General features: G+C 68.9%; 19 protein-coding genes. 12 read left to right on the forward strand and 7 right to left on the reverse strand.

All coding sequences use genetic code 11. From position 1 onward, the window contains the following. Positions 1 to 87: 87 nt before the first annotated feature. A complete protein-coding gene (locus AC1VNM_RS22610) occupies positions 88 to 1,164 on the forward strand; it encodes an alkene reductase (protein ID WP_483108379.1) in 1,077 nt (358 codons plus the stop codon). A 77-nt stretch (positions 1,165 to 1,241) separates the two neighbouring features. Here the strand turns inward: AC1VNM_RS22610 and AC1VNM_RS22615 are convergent, their stop codons facing one another. Both AC1VNM_RS22615 and AC1VNM_RS22620 read right to left on the reverse strand, forming a co-directional pair. Then, a complete protein-coding gene (locus AC1VNM_RS22615) occupies positions 1,242 to 1,808 on the reverse strand; it encodes an MOSC domain-containing protein (RefSeq protein WP_377158711.1) in 567 nt (188 codons plus the stop codon). Further along, complete coding sequence (locus AC1VNM_RS22620; protein ID WP_483108380.1) at positions 1,774 to 3,129, reverse strand: GAF domain-containing protein; 1,356 nt, start codon at positions 3,127 to 3,129, stop codon at positions 1,774 to 1,776. Before AC1VNM_RS22620 ends, AC1VNM_RS22615 begins: the two co-directional genes overlap by 35 nt. Positions 3,130 to 3,463: 334 nt before the next feature. Between AC1VNM_RS22620 and AC1VNM_RS22625 the strand changes: the two genes are divergently transcribed. After that, positions 3,464 to 5,332, forward strand: coding sequence for a phosphoenolpyruvate carboxykinase (GTP) (locus AC1VNM_RS22625; RefSeq protein WP_483108381.1), 1,869 nt, complete (start codon positions 3,464 to 3,466; stop codon positions 5,330 to 5,332). 203 nt (positions 5,333 to 5,535) lie between these two features. Here the strand turns inward: AC1VNM_RS22625 and AC1VNM_RS22630 are convergent, their stop codons facing one another. Next, positions 5,536 to 5,778, reverse strand: a complete 243-nt coding sequence (locus AC1VNM_RS22630; protein WP_067279865.1) for a hypothetical protein — start codon at positions 5,776 to 5,778, stop codon at positions 5,536 to 5,538. A 282-nt stretch (positions 5,779 to 6,060) separates the two neighbouring features. Here AC1VNM_RS22630 and AC1VNM_RS22635 point away from each other — a divergent pair, with 282 nt between their 5' ends. Next, positions 6,061 to 7,035: a LysR family transcriptional regulator gene (locus tag AC1VNM_RS22635; RefSeq protein ID WP_483108382.1), complete on the forward strand. Its 975-nt coding sequence runs from the start codon at positions 6,061 to 6,063 to the stop codon at positions 7,033 to 7,035. Further along, positions 7,032 to 7,844 (forward strand): UPF0149 family protein, encoded by an 813-nt coding sequence (locus AC1VNM_RS22640; RefSeq protein WP_483108383.1) that lies wholly within the window; start codon positions 7,032 to 7,034, stop codon positions 7,842 to 7,844. The genes AC1VNM_RS22635 and AC1VNM_RS22640 overlap by 4 nt, the downstream gene beginning before the upstream one ends. Before the next feature lie 78 nt (positions 7,845 to 7,922). On the opposite strand, the gene AC1VNM_RS22645 is transcribed toward AC1VNM_RS22640, so the two are convergent. Next, entirely contained in the window at positions 7,923 to 8,723 is an 801-nt protein-coding gene (locus AC1VNM_RS22645; RefSeq protein WP_483108384.1) for an IclR family transcriptional regulator, read from the reverse strand. 93 nt (positions 8,724 to 8,816) lie between these two features. On the opposite strand from AC1VNM_RS22645, the gene AC1VNM_RS22650 reads away from it, so the two are divergent. Genes AC1VNM_RS22650 through AC1VNM_RS22660 form a run of 3 tightly spaced genes read left to right on the forward strand, consistent with a single transcriptional unit; the run spans position 8,817 to position 11,876 of the window. Next, positions 8,817 to 9,809 carry a Bug family tripartite tricarboxylate transporter substrate binding protein gene (locus tag AC1VNM_RS22650; RefSeq protein ID WP_483108385.1) on the forward strand — a complete coding sequence of 331 codons (993 nt, stop codon included), beginning with the start codon at positions 8,817 to 8,819 and terminating at the stop codon, positions 9,807 to 9,809. Positions 9,810 to 9,828: 19 nt separating this feature from the next. Next, the gene (locus AC1VNM_RS22655; RefSeq protein ID WP_483108386.1) at positions 9,829 to 11,031 is read left to right on the forward strand and encodes a CaiB/BaiF CoA transferase family protein; all 1,203 of its coding nucleotides are present in this window, start codon (positions 9,829 to 9,831) and stop codon (positions 11,029 to 11,031) included. Next, entirely contained in the window at positions 11,028 to 11,876 is an 849-nt protein-coding gene (locus AC1VNM_RS22660; RefSeq protein WP_483108387.1) for a citryl-CoA lyase, read from the forward strand. Before AC1VNM_RS22655 ends, AC1VNM_RS22660 begins: the two co-directional genes overlap by 4 nt. Positions 11,877 to 11,930: 54 nt before the next feature. Here the strand turns inward: AC1VNM_RS22660 and AC1VNM_RS22665 are convergent, their stop codons facing one another. Next, positions 11,931 to 12,773, reverse strand: a complete 843-nt coding sequence (locus AC1VNM_RS22665; protein ID WP_483108388.1) for a metallophosphoesterase — start codon at positions 12,771 to 12,773, stop codon at positions 11,931 to 11,933. A gap of 141 nt (positions 12,774 to 12,914) precedes the next feature. Here AC1VNM_RS22665 and AC1VNM_RS22670 point away from each other — a divergent pair, with 141 nt between their 5' ends. Continuing rightward, entirely contained in the window at positions 12,915 to 13,337 is a 423-nt protein-coding gene (locus AC1VNM_RS22670; RefSeq protein ID WP_483108389.1) for a universal stress protein, read from the forward strand. Between the two features lie 70 nt (positions 13,338 to 13,407). Here AC1VNM_RS22670 and AC1VNM_RS22675 read toward each other — a convergent pair whose 3' ends face one another. Then, positions 13,408 to 13,629: a hypothetical protein gene (locus tag AC1VNM_RS22675; RefSeq protein WP_377158694.1), complete on the reverse strand. Its 222-nt coding sequence runs from the start codon at positions 13,627 to 13,629 to the stop codon at positions 13,408 to 13,410. Positions 13,630 to 13,900: 271 nt separating this feature from the next. On the opposite strand from AC1VNM_RS22675, the gene AC1VNM_RS22680 reads away from it, so the two are divergent. Next, positions 13,901 to 14,128 carry a hypothetical protein gene (locus AC1VNM_RS22680; protein ID WP_483108390.1) on the forward strand — a complete coding sequence of 76 codons (228 nt, stop codon included), beginning with the start codon at positions 13,901 to 13,903 and terminating at the stop codon, positions 14,126 to 14,128. Here AC1VNM_RS22680 and AC1VNM_RS22685 read toward each other — a convergent pair. Next, positions 14,118 to 15,113, reverse strand: a complete 996-nt coding sequence (locus AC1VNM_RS22685; RefSeq protein ID WP_483108391.1) for a LysR family transcriptional regulator ArgP — start codon at positions 15,111 to 15,113, stop codon at positions 14,118 to 14,120. The two genes, AC1VNM_RS22680 and AC1VNM_RS22685, sit on opposite strands and share 11 nt — an antisense overlap. A 150-nt stretch (positions 15,114 to 15,263) precedes the next feature. Here AC1VNM_RS22685 and AC1VNM_RS22690 point away from each other — a divergent pair, with 150 nt between their 5' ends. The 3 genes from AC1VNM_RS22690 to AC1VNM_RS22700 all read left to right on the forward strand — a co-directional run bounded on the left by AC1VNM_RS22690 (position 15,264) and on the right by AC1VNM_RS22700 (position 18,693). Further along, positions 15,264 to 15,884 (forward strand): LysE/ArgO family amino acid transporter, encoded by a 621-nt coding sequence (locus tag AC1VNM_RS22690; RefSeq protein WP_483108392.1) that lies wholly within the window; start codon positions 15,264 to 15,266, stop codon positions 15,882 to 15,884. 57 nt (positions 15,885 to 15,941) lie between these two features. Further along, positions 15,942 to 17,267 (forward strand): D-amino acid dehydrogenase, encoded by a 1,326-nt coding sequence (locus AC1VNM_RS22695; protein WP_377158688.1) that lies wholly within the window; start codon positions 15,942 to 15,944, stop codon positions 17,265 to 17,267. A gap of 97 nt (positions 17,268 to 17,364) precedes the next feature. Continuing rightward, the gene (locus AC1VNM_RS22700; RefSeq protein WP_483108393.1) at positions 17,365 to 18,693 is read left to right on the forward strand and encodes an Hsp70 family protein; all 1,329 of its coding nucleotides are present in this window, start codon (positions 17,365 to 17,367) and stop codon (positions 18,691 to 18,693) included. The last annotated feature ends 106 nt before the right edge of the window (positions 18,694 to 18,799 follow it).

The following is an 18,799-nucleotide window of genomic DNA, read 5'->3' on the forward strand; positions in this document are numbered from 1 at the left end:
ACCCTTTCGCTCGCTAAGCTGCGGTCCATCCTTGTCCGGCCCCCGCCGGGCTTCACGCCACATCCATTCCGCATCCTCGATATCGACATGCCCAGTCTCTTCGATCCCTTGCAAGTCGGCGCCGTCTCCCTGGCCAACCGCATCGTCATGGCGCCGCTCACGCGCAACCGCTCCGTCGGCCTGGTGCCGGGACCGCTCGCGATCGAGTACTACCGCCAGCGCGCCAGCGCCGGCCTGATCATCAGCGAAGGCGCCCAGATCACGCAGGAGGGGCAGGGCTACCTCGACACGCCCGGGATCCACTCGCCCGAGCAGATTGCCGCGTGGAAAAAGGTGACGGACGCTGTCCATGAAGCCGGCGGCAAGATCGCCGTGCAGCTGTGGCACGTGGGCCGCATCTCCCATGCCGACTTCCAGCCCGGCGGCGCCAAGCCGCTGTCGGCGACGGATCGTCAGGCCAATAGCAAGACCTTCACCAAGGATGGCTTCGTCGATGTCGCCGCGCCGCGCGCGCTGAAGACAGAGGAACTGCCCGGTGTCGTCCAGTCCTACGTCCATGCGGCGAAGGCGGCGATGGCCGCGGGCTTCGACGCCGTCGAGGTTCACGGGGCCAACGGCTACCTGCTGGACCAGTTCCTGCGCAACAGCATCAACGACCGCACCGATGCCTACGGCGGCTCGATCGAGAACCGCGCCCGCCTGCTGCTCGAAGTGATGGCGGCCATCGCCGGCGCGATCGGTGCCGACCGCACCGGGCTGCGCCTGTCCCCGGTCACGCCGGTCAACGACGCGGGTCAGGACAGCGATGCGCAGGCGCTCTTCAACCATGTCGTCGAGCAGCTGTCGCCGATGAAGCTGGCCTTCCTGCATGTCATCGAGGGTCACACCGGCGGGCCGCGCGATGTCGCGCCGTTCGATTACGACGCGCTGCGCGAGCGCTTCAAGGGCGTGTACATCGCCAACAACGGCTACACCCGCGAGATGGCGATCGACGCTGTCGCCAAGGGCCATGTGGATGCGGTCGCCTTCGGCCGCAGCTTCATCTCCAACCCGGATCTGGTGCGCCGGCTGAAGCTCAACGCCCCGCTGCAGAAGGCCCACTCGGCCACGATGTATGGCGGTGGCGCCGAGGGGTATACGGACTATCCGGCGTTGGCGGACTGAGGGCTTCAGTACTGCCACCGCCGCTGGCCCTCACCCCCACTCTCTCCCGCAAGCGGGAGAGGGAGTAAGAAGGGCGATCAGCGCTGGGTCTTGGCCCGGAAGAGTTCCGCGATGGAGACCTCGCGCGGGCCGGGGCGCACGGTGAAGGTCTGGCCGGCCGTGATCGTGCCGGGCTGCCGCACCGCGAGGTAGAAGCCGCACCATCCGCTCTGGGTCATCATCTTCGCGGCCTTGTTGAAGCCCATCACCGCGTTGAATTTGAAGCAGGGATAGCGCGGCTCGCTGACGGCGAGCTCGCAGTCCGGGAAGACCAGCACGTCGCCGATCCAGGCGTCGCCCTCGGCGAGGCCGGAGATCGTCAGGTTCTCGCCCATCGCCCCCCACGGGAGCGCGTCGTCCCAGCCCGCGACCTGCGCCTGCGCGCGCACGGTGCGCCAGAAGGCGTAGTGCTCGGACGGGTAGGCGTAGACAGCCTTGGACAGGCCGCCGTGGACGCTGGGATCGGCTTGCTCGTCGCCCTCCAGGCCGAGGGGCCGGACTTCGATCGCGCCGTCCACCGGACGCTTGCGGATGCCCGTCATGACCGGGCGCCCGTCGATGAGCAGCGGTTCAGCGCGGGCCGTGTTCAGACTGATCAGTTGCATCGGGCGATTCTGCCGCAGGCCTCAGCGGCGGCGGAGGCATCGGAGGGCGGAAGGCGGCCGGCGTGGTCTCGACGAGACCGGCCTCTTGTCGACGCAGCGCGTCGCGCAGGCCGTCGAGCTCGCGCGCCTGATCGCGCTCGCGCCGCAGATGGTCGAGCGCGAAGGACAGGTCGCCGGCCATCTCGTCCATGAGCCCGAGCACCTGCAGGCTGAAGTAGCCCGGCTCGCCGGCGAGCAGGGTGAGCGCGCCCACGACCTCACCGCGACGGCGCAGCGGGAAGGCGGCCATGGCCTCGACGCCGGGCGGGATCAGCGGCGCGCCGGGGACGGCGAGGCTCGGGTCCTCCAGCGCCCGGTTGCTGACCTGGTGCGTGCCTTCGAGGATCGCGCGTGTTGCCATCGAGCTGCGCGCGAAGGGCGAGTCGCGCGACCACTCGCGGGGCGCGCCGGGCATCAGTCGGTCGCCGGGACCGTGCTCGGCGACACGCTCGAAGTGATCGCCATCGAACAGCACCACGGCCGCGAAGCGGGCATGACCCGTCTCGACGCAGATGCGGCAGAGGCCCTCGAACAGATGCTGCTCGGCCCGCGGATCATCGAAGGCTTCGGCCTCGCGGCGCACGATGAGCTGGTTGGTCTGCGACAGCGCGAGGTAGAGCCGCTGGAGCTGCTCGCGCGAATCCTGGCTGAGGCGGCGCTCGTCGTCGTAACGCGTCCAGACGGTGCAGACGACGACGCTGCACAGGCCGGCGGTCAGCAGCACCAGCAGCAGGCCCAGGTGCGCGGCCTCCGTGGCGGCCTGCTGGGCGCGCTCGGTGTCGACGCGGGCCTGGCTGAGCTGGAAGGCGATCAGCTCGTCGAGCATCCGCGTCGTCGCGAGCCGGCGCTGGTTCAGCTCCCGCAGCGTGTCCGGCGTGGCCCCCTGGCTCGCGGTGAGGGCGGCCCAGAGCTGGTCGAGCAGCGGCTGCGTGCGGGCGATGAGGGCGCTCTCGGCCGGCGTCATGCGCGTGGCGAGGTAGCGGGTCCAGAGCTGGCGGGTCGTGTCGGCGAGACGGCGGCCGCCGCTGTCCAGCTTGCCGGCATCGGGCTGTTGCGTCTGCGTGATCAGCAGCGTGCCCAACTGGTGGGGACCGAGCGCGTGCTCGAGTTCGCGGAGCAGGTCGACGGGGACAAGGCGGTCCTCATACAGCGACTGCGCGATCCCGGCCAGCCGCTTCGACTGCCACCACCCCAGCAGCGCGGAAGCGGCAACCAAGGCGAGCGCCAGGCCCAGGACCAGGTAGAGGCGGGCGCGGAGCGAGAGGCCGGTGGGTGCGGACATGGGCGTCGGAGACCTCGCGGAGGAGGCGCCGAGCATAGGGTGTTTCGATGGGGGAGCCGATCCCCGAGGCATTGGGGGCTTTGGCACCCCGCTTGCCCACGCCTTCGCGCGCGGCCTTGGCAAGCCGAGCATCAAACCATTCCAGAAACGCATAACCCCCGCGCGCGTTGGAGTTACGGCGTGATTACATTGGAAGCAGTGTTCGGCGAAGCACCACGCTGAGGCGCGGCATTGGGTCAGCTCCGCGGTCTCCTCCTCTGAAAAACAGGGGCGGGAGCCACCGGAACGGAGCTGACCCAATTCCGCTTTTCATATCCTCAAATTGGGAACCGCCATGAACCAACCCGTAATGGAAGGCTTGCGCCTGAACGTACCGGCTTACGTCAAACACCAGCGTCTCGTCGCCTGGGTCGCCGAGATCGCCGCCCTCACCGAGGCGAAGGACGTCTACTGGTGCGACGGCAGCCAGGCCGAGTACGACCGCCTGTGCCAGCAGCTCGTCGATGCCGGCACCTTCCAGAAGCTGAACCCGGCCAAGCGCCCGGGCAGCTACCTCGCGTGGAGCGATCCGAGCGACGTTGCCCGCGTCGAGGACCGCACCTTCATCTGCACGAAGAACAAGCTCGACGCCGGTCCCACCAACAACTGGATGGAACCCGCCGAGATGCGCGCGCTGCTGCAGAACGGCGACAACGCCCTGTTCCGCGGCGCCATGCGCGGCCGCACCCTGTACGTCGTGCCGTTCTCGATGGGTCCGATCGGCTCCCCGATCGCCCACATCGGCGTCGAGCTGTCCGACAGCCCCTATGTCGCCGTGAACATGCGCATCATGACCCGCATGGGTCGCGCGGTCCTGGACACGCTGGGCGACAACGGCGAATTCGTCCCCTGCGTCCACACCGTGGGTGCGCCGCTCGAAGCCGGTCAGGCCGACGTCAAGTGGCCTTGCAACAAGACGAAGTACATCGTCCATTACCCTGAGACCCGCGAGATCTGGTCCTACGGCTCCGGCTACGGCGGCAACGCGCTGCTGGGCAAGAAGTGCTTCGCACTGCGCATCGCGTCGACCATGGGTCGCGATCAGGGTTGGCTGGCGGAGCACATGCTCGTCCTGGGCGTGACCTCGCCCGAAGGCAAGAAGCACCACGTCGCCGCCGCCTTCCCCAGCGCCTGCGGCAAGACCAACTTCGCGATGCTGATCCCGCCCACCGGCTTCGAAGGCTGGAAGGTCACCACCATCGGCGACGACATCGCCTGGATCAAGCCCGGCAAGGATGGCCGCCTGTACGCGATCAACCCGGAAGCCGGCTATTTCGGCGTCGCCCCGGGCACCAACGTGCAGACCAACCCGAACTGCATGGCCAGCCTGGACAAGGACGTCATCTTCACCAACGTCGCGCTGACCGACGACGGCGACGTCTGGTGGGAAGGCATGACCGACACGCCGCCGGCCCATCTGGTCGACTGGCAGGGCAAGGACTGGACCCCGGCGATCGCCAAGGAAACCGGCGCCAAGGCCGCCCACCCGAACGCCCGCTTCACCGTCGCCGCGACCAACAACCCGGCGCTGGACGCCGAATGGGACAACCCCGCCGGCGTGCCGATCGACGCGTTCATCTTTGGCGGCCGCCGCTCGACGACCGTGCCGTTGGTGACCGAGGCCCGCGACTGGACCGAAGGCGTCTACATGGCCGCGACCATGGGCTCCGAGACCACCGCCGCGGCCGCCGGCCAGCAGGGCGTCGTGCGCCGCGACCCGTTCGCGATGCTGCCCTTCATGGGCTACAACATGGCGGACTATTTCCAGCACTGGCTGACGCTGGGCGCCAAGCTGGCCCAGTCCGGCGCCAAGCTGCCGGCCATCTTCTGCGTCAACTGGTTCCGCAAAGGCGCCGACGGCAAGTTCGTCTGGCCCGGCTACGGCGAGAACATGCGCGTGCTGAAGTGGATGCTCGAGCGCGTCGACGGCCAGGGTCAGGGCGTCGAACACGCCTTCGGTACCAGCCCGCGCTACGAGGACCTGAACTGGCAAGGCCTGGCCTTCACGCCGGAACAGTACAAGACCGTCACCCACATCTCGAACGAGGACTGGGCGACGGAGCTGAAGCTTCACGACGAACTGTTCGTCCAACTGGCCCAAGGCCTGCCGGCGGAATTGCCCGCCACCAAGTCCAAGATCGAACAGCGTCTGGCCCAGGCCTGATCGTTCCCCGAATTCCACCCGGCGACCGCCTCGAAAGAGGCGGGTCCGGGGAAGCCCGAAAAGGCAAAGCCCGCTCGAAGTGATTCGAAGCGGGCTTTTCTTTTGCTTAGTCCGAGTGCGATGTCTAATGAGAGCCTGCGCTCACATCACATCGTCTCCGGACCAGCGACCGGGCCCATACGGCGCCCGGCGGGGTCGGCTGATCAGCCGTTACGACGGGCGTTCGCGGCGCGCAGCTCAGCGGCGAAGGAGGGCATGCTCTCTTCGTACTGGGCGGCGAGGGCCAGGATCTCGCGCTCGGCGCGAGCCATCTTGGCGGACTCGATGCGGGCCTTGACGTTCGTGATCGTACGGGCCCAGACGCGGGCACCGATGGTGGCGAACGTGCCGCCGCGACGCACCGTGCGGCTCAGCGGAAGACCGAAGGTTTGGGTAGCGACGCTCATGGCGATTTCCTTTGATTGGCTTGTTGGGTCGGCTCTGTAGAACCGATGAGCGAACTATAGGGTTTCCCCTAGGCATGCCGCCAATGAAAGATGGGCATCGAATGTATAAACAGCGTGCATATCATTGGGCGGATCGCGTTCAACCCGTGATGGCCGTCACGCCGCCCCGCGCCGAGTGCCAAGGAATGCGCAAGCTGGGGCCACGATGACCTGTTTGAGGGCCTTCTTCGTCCCGTTGCGCCACCGCCACCTTCGCGCGTTTTCCGTGAAAAAGTGCCTTCCATGAGCTTCCGGAACCTCGATCTGAACCTGTTGAAGGTGTTCGACGCCGTGATGGCCGAGCGCTCCATGACACGCGCGGCGGAGCGCTTGTCGATGACGCAACCGGCGGTCAGCCATGCGCTGAAGCGGCTGCGCGAGGCGCTCGGCGAGGACCTGTTCGTGCGCCAGGCCTTCGGGATGAAGCCGACATCGCGGGCGGAAGGGCTCTGGCCGGACGTCCGTTCGGCGCTGACGCGACTGCGCGTGGCGCTGGATCCCGGCGACTACCAGCCGACGTCGGAGGAATACACCTTCCGCCTCGCCATGGCCGACGCGACGGCCGCGCTGATCCTGCCGCCGCTGATGCAGCAGCTGGAGCGCATGCGGGCCCTGGCCAACGTCCACGTGCTGCCGCTGACGACCCGCGACCCGCGCCTGCTGCTGGAACAGGGCGAGACGGATTTCGCGCTCGGCTACTTCCCGAACGCGGTCGCCGCGCTGAAGGGGCAGGGCGACATGGCGGCGATCCGGCAGCAGCGGCTGTACGACTCGTACTACGTCTGCGTGATGCGGCGCGGCCATCCGTTGGCCGATCAGGAGCTGACGCTCGACGCCTTCTGCCAGGCGCATCACCTGCTGGTGAGCTTCTCGGGCCGGCCCTACGGCTTCGTCGACGAGGCGCTGGCGGCGCTCAAGCGCAGCCGCCGGATCGCGCTGACCGTCAACCAGTTCTTCACCGCCGGCCGCGTGGTGGCGCATTCCGACCTGCTGACGGTGCTGCCGCAGTCCTTCATCAGCGCCACCGGCTACCAGGAGGCGCTGATCTACCGGCCGCTGCCGATGCCGCTGTCGCCGGTGCACGTCGACGTGCTCTGGCACCTGCGCAACGAGGACCGCAGCGCCCAGCGCTGGATGCGCGAACGGCTGATCGACGCGGTGCGGCCGCCGTCCGTCGACACCCCTGCCGACGCGACCGGCGACAATCGCGCCCCATGAGCATTGCCCACGACCTTTCCGACGCCGAGTTCGACGAACTCGACGAACTCCTCGCCATCACGCCCGAGCCGCTCGAGCCGCTGGACGCCTCGATGCTGGACGGCTACCTGGCCGGCGTGCTGGTGCAGCCCCGCCTGATCCCGATCGAGGAATGGCTGCCGCCGATCTTCGACTACGAAGGCCGCGCGCTGCCCGACGACATCGACCCCGCCTGGCTGGCGCGCATCCGCTCGCTGGTGGAGCGCCGCTTCGCCTCGCTGAACCAGAGCATGCTGGAGCAGGGCTGGTTCTACCCGGTGGTGCTGGACCTGGAGGCCGAAGAAGCGGCTGCGGAAGACGGCGAAGCCCCCGCCGAGGGCGCCGCGGAGGCTTCTGCCGACGCCGCCGTCGACGCGGAGGCTGAAGAGCCCGTCGATCCGGACGCGCCGCAGTTGCCCGAAGACCCGATCACCCAGGCGTTGCTGCCGTGGGTCGGCGGCTTCGAGTACGCCGCGGTGACCTTCCCCGACCTGCATGAGCAGGCCGACGACAACATCAACGCGCTGCTGGCGCGCCTGTATCGCCATCTGCCAGCCGAGACGCCGGAAGAGGTGGAGATCGTCGAGCTGTTGAACGAGGAGCATCCGCTCAAGAACATCGACGAGGCCATCGAAGACCTGATCCTGACCGTCGTCGACCTGCAGGAAGCGACGGAGCAGCAGCGCTACCACGTCGAGCAGGTGCGCCGCGACACGCCCAAGCTGGGTCGCAACGATCCGTGCCACTGCGGCTCGGGCAAGAAGTTCAAGAACTGCCACGGCGCGGCCTGATCGCCGCTGATCGTCGCGCTGCTCCCAGGGGGCGGTAGAGACTCCCGACGCCGGCCCTTCTGCCGGCGTTTTTCATGCTCAGCCGCCGGCCGCGAAATCGGCGACCGACACCGTGCGCAGCGCGTTTTCCAGCAACGCGACATCGCCGCCGAGCAGCCGGCTGGCCTCGCGCGCGGCGCCGAGCACGGCGCGGCAGGCGACCAGCATCGTCTCCGGCGGCGACAGCCGCACGCGCGGTCCGGAGAGGGCGATCGCGCCCTGCACGCGCCCGTCGATGGCCCACACCGGCGCGGCGACCGAGGCCGTATCCGGCTCGCGCTCGCCATAGGAGGCGGCCCATCCGCGTTCGCGGATGGCCGCGAGGCCCTCGCCCCGATCGCTCAAGGCGCCCGAGAACGCGCACAGCACCTTGCCCGACGCGCCCTGGTGCAGCGCGTACTGCTGCCCCACTGCCACCGCCGCGCGCACCGAGCGCGCCGGCTCCCAGCGATAGAGCGCGATCCGCGCCTCGCCATGACGGACGTAGAAGGACGCGGTCTCGCCCGTGTCGGTGCTGAGCTGCTTGAGCAGCGGTTCCACGATCGGCCCGACATGGAACGAGCGCTGATAGATCGTCGCCAGGCGCAGCGGCGCGGGTCCGATCGCGTACTGGCCGTCCGGCAGCCGCCGCACGAAGCCGCCGTGCTCCAGCGCGGCCAGCAGCCGCAGCACGGTGCTCTTGTAGAGGCCCGTGCGCCGCGACAGCTCCGCCAGCGACAGGGCGTCGTCGTCCTGGCCGAACGCGCCCAGCAGCGCGAACGCGCGATCGAGCACGGCCACGCCGCTCGATGCGGCTGTGCTGTCGGCGGTGTCGGAAGAGGAGTCGTCGTTGTCGGCCACGGGTAATCCCTCGTCTCATGCCCGGTGAGACGTCCTACAGTTCTATCAAACAAACCGATGTTCTGCTAGATAGAACAAACACGGAGACGCGACATGACGCAGTTCCTGATTCGACGCACCGCCTTCACCCTGATCGCCGCAGCCAGCGCGGGCGTGACCACGACGGCGGCACTGGCTGCCGATGCGGCGTTCCCGACGCAGCCCATCAAGCTGATCGTTCCGTTCCCCCCGGGCGGCGGAACCGACATCGTGTCGCGGCTGATCCTCGAGAAGGTGCGCGAGGACACCGGCTGGACCTTCGTCGCGGACAACAAGGCAGGCGCCGGCGGCAACATCGGGCTGGATGCCGTCGCCAAGAGCAAGGCCGACGGCTACACGCTGGGCATGGGCCAGACCGCCAACCTGGCGATCAACCCCACGCTCTATCCCAAGATGCCGTACGACGCGGCCAAGGCGTTCACGCCGGTCGCGCTGGTGGCTGGGCAGCCGGTGGTGCTGGTGGTCTCGTCGTCCTCGAGCTTCAAGACCGTGGGCGATCTCGTTGCCGCCGCCAAGGCAAAACCTGGCACCTTGACCATGGCCTCCGCCGGCAATGGCACGGTGGGCCATCTGACGGGGGAGCTGTTCTCCAGGCAGGCCGCCATCCAGGTGACCCACATCCCCTACAAGGGGGCCGGCCCGGCGGCGACGGATCTGCTCGGCGGGCAGGTCGATTACTACTTCGCGACGCCGCAGACGGTCGTGCCCTTCATCAAGGCCGGCAAGCTGCGCGCGCTGGCGATCAGTTCCGCCGCGCGGCTGCCGGTGCTGCCCGACGTGCCCACGGTGGCGGAGAGCGGCTTCAAGGGCTTCGACACCTCGGACTGGAAGATGATCGTCGCGCCTGCCGGCACGCCGGCAGCAGTCGTGACACGGATGAACGCGCAGGTGCAGAAGGCGCTCTCGAAGGCGGCCATGATCGGGCAGCTGCAGTCCGAAGGCAGCGTGCCGATGGCCGGCACGCCGCAGCAGGCCGCGCAGTTCCTGCTGCGCGAGCAGAAGCGCTGGGGCGACGTGGTGCGCAACGGCAACGTCAAGGTCGACTGAGCGCGCGACGGAGCCTCGCATGAGTCAATCTCCGCTCCGCGGCGTCCGCGTCCTCGACCTGACCAATGTGCTGGCCGGCCCCTTCGCCTGCCACCAGCTGGCTCACCTGGGCGCCGACGTGATCAAGGTCGAGGCGCGCGAGACCGGCGACCTCGCCCGCCAGCTCGGCGCCGACACGGCGCTGAACCAGGCGCACATGGGCGTGTCCTTCCTGGCGCAGAACCCCGGGAAGCGCTCGATCACGATCGACCTCAAGCGGCCCGCCGGCAAGGCGGTGTTCCGCAAGCTGGTGGCGACGGCGGACGTCGTCGTCGAGAACTTCCGACCCGGCGTGATGCAGCGCCTGGGCGTCGGATTCGACGAGCTGCGACAGGTGAATCCGCGGCTGGTCTATTGCGCGATCTCGGGCTTCGGCCAGGACGGCCCGCTGCGCGACCTGCCCGCCTACGACCAGATCATCCAGGGCATGTCCGGGATGATGAGCATCACCGGCGATCCGCACACCGCGCCCTATCGCGTCGGCCATCCGGTGGCGGACACGATCGGCGGCCTGACCGCGGCGATGGCCATCGCCGCGGCGCTGGCCGACAAGGAACGCGCCGAGGCGACCTTCATCGACGTGTCGATGCTCGAGGCCGCGATGGCGACGATGGGGTGGGCGGTGTCGAACCTGCTCGTCGCAGGACGCGAGCCCCAGCCGATGGGCAACGACAACGTGACGGCCAGTCCTTCGGGCACCTTCCGGACGGGGCAGGGCCTGCTCAACATCGCGGCCAACAAGCAGGAGCAGTTCGAGGCGGTCTGCGACACCGTCGGTCATCCGGAATGGAGGACCGATGCGCGCTTCGTCGATCGGCACGCGCGGTTGAAGCACCGCGCCGAACTCAAGCACCTGCTGGAGGCCGCGATGAGCGACCGCCCCGCTGCGGATTGGTGGCAGCGCTTCAACGACGCGGGCGTGCCGGCGGGGCCGGTGTACTCGGTCAAGGAGGCGCTCGCGCATCCGCAGGTGGCCGATCGCGGGATGGTCGCCCACTTCGAGAACGTGCCTGGCGTCGGCCGGGACGTCCGCGTGCTCCGCACCGGCTTCAAGCTGAATGGCCACGCGCCGTCGGTGTCGACGCCGCCACCGCGGCTCGGTCAGGACACGGAAGCGATCCTGGAAGAACTGGGCTATGGCGCCGCCGAGCGCGCCGCGCTGAAAGAGGAGAAAGCCGTATGAGCACCAACGACGACAAGGCGCCCGCAGGCGACGGGCCGGTGCACGACCAACGCGTGCCGGACTGGTGGCGCACCTCGATCATCGAGATGTCGCCGGGCGTCATCCGCTATCGCGGCCACGCCATCCAGGACCTGATCGGACAGGTCAGCTTCGCGCAGATGATCTGGCTGATGACGCGCGGCGAGCTGCCCGGTTCGGAGCAGGCCAAGCTGCTGGACGTTGCGCTGATGGCCGCGGTCGACCACGGCCCGCAGGCACCGAGCATCGCCATCGCGCGCATGGCGGCGACCTGCGGCATCGGACTCAACAACGCGATGGCGTCGGCGATCAACGTGCTCGGCGACGTGCACGGCGGCGCGGGCGAGCAGTGTGTGGAGATGCTGCAGTCGATCGCGGCGCGGATGGACGCCGGCGCCTCGCTCGAGAACGCGACCGTCGCGGGCCTGGACGAGGCGATCGAGCTGCGCGGCAAGTTCGTGGCGGGCTTCGGGCACCGTTTTCATCCGGTGGATCCGCGCGCGCCCCGTCTGCTGGAACTGGTCGACGAGGCGGCCCAGCTCGGCGTCGTGTCGGGCCGCTTCGCGGCCATCGGCCGGGCCGTTGAGGCGGAACTGCGAAGGCGCAAGGACGGCCGCCGCATTCCGATGAACATCGACGGCGCGACGGCCGTGATCTACGCCGAACTCGGCTTCCCGGCGCCCCTGGCGCGGGGGCTGTTCTGCATCTCGCGCTCGGTCGGGATCCTGGCGCACGCGTGGGAACAGACGCAGCAAGGCGGCCGCAACAAGGGCCCGATGCCGCGCGAGTACCTGTGGACCTACGATGGTCCGCCGGCCAAGCGCTGAGGCTGAGCCACATCCGGCCGAGTGCGGTCGGGCTCGGCGAGCTGAGGCCTGGGCTCAGACCTCGATGACGAGGTCCGGCCGGTAGTCCTCCTGCTCGCCCTTGTTGGCGTAGCCCAGCGGATTCGCGACGACGCGGCAGCGATGCGGTACCTCGCCGCGCGGCCCGGACGGCGATTCGACGACGTAGTCGTGGCCGCAATGCAGGTGGCCGTGCAGCCACAGGTCCGCGAAGGGCAGCAGGTCGTCGAGCGAATTGCAGAAACCGGCCGTGCCCGGCGTCAGACCGTAGCGCGGGTCGGCGCTGCGCAGGGTCGGGGCGTAATGGGTGACCGCCACCGTCCGGCCGTCGAAAGGCCGCGCCAGCGCTTCCCGCAGCCAGGCCTGGCATTCCAGCGCCAGGTCGCGCTGCCGCTCGGCGAGCATGTGCTGCCCGTCGACCAGCGTCGAGAACCGGCGCAGGTAATGATTCGCCGCCCGGAAGGCCTTCTCGCGCGCCGCGAGCTGCTTGGTCGGCGTCGCCTCGCGCGCGGCCAGCGCGTCGAAGTCCGCCCACAGCGTCGTCCCGAGGAAACGCACGTCGCCGATGACGATCTCCTCGCGGTCCAGCCACTCGATGCCGAGATCGGCGCAGGTCTGGCGCAGCCGCGCATGGGCGGTGGCGAAGTCGATGCCGTCGTACTCGTGGTTGCCCGGCACGTAGAGCACCCGCGACCACGGCGTGCCGTCGCGCTTCGGCGAGAAGCGGCCCAGGCCGAAGTCGTCCGTCACCAGCCGCGAGCCGGCCTGGTACGAGCCGACATCGCCGGCCAGCACCAGCAGGTCGACGTCGGGCGCGGCCACGGTCTGGAAGTCGGTCTGGCGCTCGAGATGGAGGTCGGAGATCAGTTGCAGGCGCACGGCGGATCAGCGGAGGGCGGAAAGCGCGATTGTCCAACGTCAAGGACGAAGCAACCTGCGGCTCGCAAGCGGCTTTCCGGAACCGACCCTGTGCCACACTGTTCCGTGGCCGGACGTCGGCCGTCAGAGAGGGACCCCACGATGAAGATCCTCGTCGCCGTCGATGGCAGCACGTACTCGAAGCGCATGCTGGCCTATCTCTCCGCCCACGACGAGTGGCTGGGCGGATCGCATGACTACACGGTGGTGCACGTGGTCCCGGGCGTGCCGCCGCGCGCCGCCGCGGTCCTCGACAAGGCCGTGCTCGCCGAGTATTACGAGGACGAGGCCGCGAAGGTCCTCAAACCGATCCGCACGTTCATGGACAAGCGCGGCATCAAGGCCCAGTACGTCGTCAAGACCGGGCATGCGTCGGAAGCGATCACGGCCGTTGCCGAAAAGGGTCGCTTCGATCTGCTGATGATGGGCTCGCACGGCCACACGGCGCTGGGCAAGCTGGTGCTGGGTTCGGTCGCCACGAAGGTCATGGCCCACAGCGACGTGCCGGTGCTGCTGATCCGCTGATCCGCGCCCAGAGCCGCATGGGCGGCGTCACTGGAATGCAAAAGGCGCCCGCAGAGGGCGCCTTGCCGCGTCAGCCGCGCCGGGCGGCCATCCAGGACAGGGGCGACTCGATCGTGGCCGGCGGGGCGGATTCGGACTCCAGGCCGTAGTCGCTGCGCCGGAAGTCCTCGTACTCGCTGTCGTCGCCAAAGCTGGCTTCCATCCCGAAGGCGGTGCCCATGTCGGCCGGCTCCGGTTCGTGAGTGCCGGACGAGTTGCGACGGAAAAGGCGCAGGGCGGACGTGATTCGCATGATGGACCTCGTCGAAAAGCACGGGGTGTGACCGCCGCCCGGTGCCGATGCTGCGCCGCGCGGTGAAACACAGTTTGCGCGTCTTTGTCTTCAGGCAAATCCCCAGATCGCGGGTGCGGTGGAATCGCGTTCACAAATACACACAGATTGGGGCGTGCCCACCACAGGTGCGGCGAAATAACCACGCGCCCCTCTTAGGTGTGATGCCCCCCTCATTCAGGGGTGACTATGCTCCGGACCTTCCCTAGTTCGTGGAAGCCATTGCTTTCTCATGTCTCCACTGATTCACAAATCGATGACCTGGGCGATCGTCAGCAGCGTCGTGCTGACTTCCGCCTGGCTGGCCAATTCCGTGCAGGACAAGCACGAGCGCGGCGGTTACCGGCTGCGTCTGGCCGAGCAGCGCGCCACGCCCGCATCGGCGGCGCCGGCCGTGGTCCCCGCGCATCTGAAGGCGCAAGCCGACACCCAGGTGCAGGTCGCGTCGCTCAAGCGCTGATCAAGGCGTCCCGGGCACCCCGGGCCAGCGCTTCTCCGATCTGGTCCAGCAACGCCGGAGGCGCACCGCCTTCCGGCGCTGAGGCCTGTCCGGCTTTCCCGGTTCTTGCGGCGTTGGCGACGCCCGCGGCGCCGGCGGCGGTCTCCCCGCCGAGCTTCCACTGGTGCCAGTACAGGGCGACCTCCACCTGCACCTCCGGTCGCAATGCCACCAGTTCCCCGCTCGCGAGCAGCGGCCGGACTTGCAGCTCCGGCGCGACGCCGACCCCCCAGCCCATCCGCACCGCGTTCACGTAGCCCTCGCTGGATGGCACGTATCGGGCGTTCAGCCGCGCCGAGCGCAGCCCCATTGCCTGGCGGACCCACTGCTGCTGGGCGTCGTCCTTGCGGTTGAAGACCAGGAAGGGCACCTGCGCGAAGTTGGCCGCCCCCAGGCCGTCGGGCAGCATCCTCGCGACGAAGTCGGGGCTGGCGACGGCGATGTAGCGCATCACGCCCAGCGGCTGGGCGATGCATCCGCGCAGGGCCTGGGGCACGGTCGTGACGCAGCCCAGCACCTCGCCCTGGCGCAGCCAGTCATGGGTGAAGTCCTGGTCGTCGACGACCAGCTCCAGCCCGAACCCCTCCCGCATCCCGCGCTGCACCAGCGGGTCCAGCGCCGGGAGCACCCAGGTCGCCAGGCTGTCGGCATTCACCGCGATCGGCAGCCGCTCGGCCTGGGCCGCCTGCACGCCGAGTTCCCGGACGACGTCGGAGCGCAGCGCCGCCAGCTGGCGCGCATAACGCAGCAGGCGCTTGCCGGGTTCGGTAAGCCGCAACGGCCGGGAGCGCACGACCAGCAGCTGTCCGACCTGCGCTTCCAGACTGCGCAGCCGCTGCGACACGGCGCTCTGCGTGATGGCCAGCGTCTCTGCCGCCCGTTCGAAGCTGCGTTCGTCGGCCAGCGCGGCGAGGCAATCCAGGCCGGCGGCGTCCAGGTCTTTCATAAGCGTTCCTAATGGAGACGCTGAGATATTAATCCCGCTTCATGAAAGCGGGTGTGCTCCCGACAATCCGGCGAACCGTTCCTTCGGACGGGTGGCAACGCTCGCCCCAACACCTTCTTTCTCCCGCTCCGTTTCAGGCGGATCCCTCCGATGTCATCGTCCAGCGCAGCCCTGTTGCAAGGCTGGCTCACCGGAGCCGGTCTGATCGTCGCCATCGGCGCGCAGAACGCGCTCGTGCTGCGGCAGGGCCTGATGCGCCAGCACGTGGCGCCGGTGGTGGTGGTGTGCGCGCTGTCGGACATGCTCCTGATCTGGCTGGGCGTGTTCGGGCTGGGCCGATTGATCGCCGCCAGCCCGCTGCTGATGGAAGCCTTCCGCTGGGGTGGTGCCGCTTTTCTGCTGGCCTACGGCGCGAAGGCGGCGCTGCGCGCGCTGTCCCCCCGGGCCGGTCTGCAGGCGCAGGCGGGCAGTGCCTCGCTGCCGACGGTCCTGGGCAGCACGCTGGCGATGACGTATCTGAACCCGCATGTCTACCTGGACACGGTGGTGCTGCTGGGCACCGTCGGTGCGCAGCAGCCGGCGGGCCTGCAATTGCCGTTCGCGGCGGGCGCCTCGGTGGCGTCCTGGATGTGGTTCTCGCTGTTGGGCTTCGGCGCGGCGGCGGTCGCGCCGGCGTTGCGCCGGCCGGCGGTCTGGCGCAGCATCGATGCCTTGATCGCCGTCGTGATGGCCGTGCTGGGACTGCAGCTGATCCTGCGCCCGCTGGCCTGAAGCATGCATGTCCAACGCTGAACCGCAGCAGAACCACAAGTTCACCTGGAGCTCTCCATGAAGGTCATCGTTCTCGGCGCCGGCATCATCGGCATCCATACCGCCTGGTACCTGCTGGACCAGGGTCACGATGTCGTCGTCGTCGACCGCCAGCCCGATGCGGCGCTGGAAACCAGCTTCGCCAACGGCGCGCAGATCTCGGTCTGCTTCTGCGAGCCCTGGGCCAACGCCGGGGCGCCCTTCAAGGTCGCCAAGTGGCTGTTGAAGGACGACGCGCCGCTGCTGTTCCGCCCGCGGCTGGATCCGGCGCAGTGGCGCTGGGGCCTGTCCTTCCTGGGCCAGTGCACGACGGCCGCGTTCGAGCGCAACGTCGAGCAGCTCGTGCGCCTGGGCCGCTACAGCCATGAGTCGCTGCAATCGCTCGTCGCGGAAACGGGCATCGAATACAACCGCCTCCAGAAGGGCATCCTGCACTTCTTCGGCAGCGAAGCCGACTTCGAGGCCGGCGCGCAGGGCGCCGAGATCATGCGCCGTCACGGCGTCGACCGTCGCGTGCTGAGCCGCGACGAAGTCCTGGCGATCGAGCCCGCGCTGCGCTCGGCCCAGCATGCGGTGTTCGGCGGCACCTACACGCCGAGCGACGAATCCGGCGACGCGCGCGTTTTCACGCAGGCGTTGGCGAAGCTGGCCGAGAAGCGCGGCGCGCAGTTCCTGTGGAACCACGACATCGTGACCCTGCAGTCGCAAGGCGGTGCGCAGGGGACCGAGATCGCGGGCGTGCAGATCCAGTCGCGCGAGACCGGCCAGACGCAATGGCTCAAGGGCGACGCCTACGTCGTGGCGCTGGCGTCGTATGCGCCGGCCCTGACGAAGTCCCTGGGCGAGCACCTCAACATCTATCCGGCCAAGGGCTACTCGGCCACGCTGCGGCTGAAGAAGCCGGAGCAGGCCAGCACCGTGAGCCTGCTGGACGACGCGCGCAAGATCGCGATCTCGCGTCTGGGCGACTTCGTCCGCATCGCCGGGACCGCCGAACTGGTGGGCCTGGACACGAGCCTGGACAGCCCGACCTCCAAGGTCCGTTGCGAGTCGCTGGTGCGTCGCTATGAAGAGCTGTTCCCGGGCGTCGCCGACCTGTCCGAGCCGAACTTCTGGACCGGCCTGCGCCCGAGCACGCCGACCAACGTGCCCTACATCGGCCGCAGCCAGAAGGCGTCCAACCTGTGGATCAACGCCGGTCACGGCACGCTGGGCTGGACGCACGGCGCCGGCTCTGGCCGTGCGCTGGCGGAACTGATGAGCGGCAAGCGGCCCGAACTGGACTTCGGCTTCTATGGCGACGCGTTGCCTGCCCAGGCCGTGCGGAGCCTGCAGCCCGCCTGATCCGGCGGAACCCCTCCCGGCGTCATCGGAGCGCCGGAGCCCCGAAACCAGGGCGCGGCTAGAATCCGCGCCCTTTTCGCATTTCCGCCGCGCCGCCATGTCCTCTCTGCTTTCCGACCTGCCGCGCGATTTCTGCGCCATCGACTTCGGCACCTCCAACTCGGCGGTCGCCGTGCCCGACATCGAACGCCCCGGCGCGATGCGCCTGGTGCCGCTCGAAGGCGGCAACGTGACCATGCCGACGGCGGTCTTCTACTTCGCCGAGGGGCGCCACGACGCCGACGGCCCGCCGCGCGCCTTCGGCCGCGCGGCGATGAACGCCTATGTCGAGGGCGTCGACGGCCGGCTGATGCGCTCGATGAAGAGCATCCTCGGCACCAGCCTGATCGACCAGGTCACCGACGTCGGCGGCGGCCGCGGCGTGAAGTACATCGACATGCTCAGCGGCTACCTGAAGCGCCTGCGCAAGCAGGCCGGCCTGTCCGATTCGCACGGCCACGAACCGCGCCGCGTCGTGCTCGGCCGGCCGGTCTACTTCGTCGACGGCGAGCCTGAGCGCGACGCCGCGGCGCAGGCCTCGCTGGCCGCCGCCGCGCGGGCGGTGGGTTTCGAGGACGTGCACTTCCAGTTCGAGCCGATCGCGGCGGCGTTCGACTTCGAGCAGCAGGCCGACCGCGAGCAGCTCGTGCTGGTGGCCGACATCGGCGGCGGCACCTCCGACTTCTCGCTCGTGCGCGTCGGCCCCGACCGCGCGAAGCGGCTGGATCGCCGTGACGACATCCTCGCCAACCACGGCGTGCACATCGCCGGCACGGACTTCGACCGCCACATCGAGCTGACCGGCATCCTGCGTGAATTCGGCTATCGCGCGCTCGGCCCCGCCAAGCCAGGCCAAACGCCGCGCGAGGTGCCCAGCGGCGTCTACTTCGACCTCGCGACCTGGCACCTGATCAACACCTGCTACAGCCCGCAGCGCGTGCTGGAGCTGCGCAACATGAAGGGCTTCTACGGCGATCCGCGCCATCACCAGCGACTGATGACGGTGCTGGACGAGCGGCTCGGCCACGAGCTCGCGAACCGCGCGGAAGACGCCAAGATCGAAGTCGCCGGCGGCGGCGACTGCACGATCGACCTGCAGCTGATCGAGTCCGGCCTGACGGTGCCGCTCTCGGAAGCCGTGGCGCTGGATGCGCTGCGCGGCGACATCGAGCGCATCGCGCAGGCGGGTCGCGAGACGGTCGAGCGCGCGGGGCTGAAGCCGTCGGACATCGATGCGCTGTACTTCACCGGCGGCTCGACCGGCCTGACCGTGCTGGCCGACCGCATCGCGGCGGACTACCCCGACGCCAAGACGGTGCGCGGCGACCGTTTCGCGTCAGTCGCGACCGGATTGGGCCTGCATGCGGCGCGTCTGTTCGCTGCGTGATTCGGACGTGAGGCCGGGAGCCTGAAACCTCGGGATCACCCGGGGGGCTGACGTCGGACATCGGGGGAGGGCGCTGCTAGATTGCCGCCTTCCTCTGCTTAACGGT

This window comes from Mitsuaria sp. MSU3D (assembly GCF_056867975.1).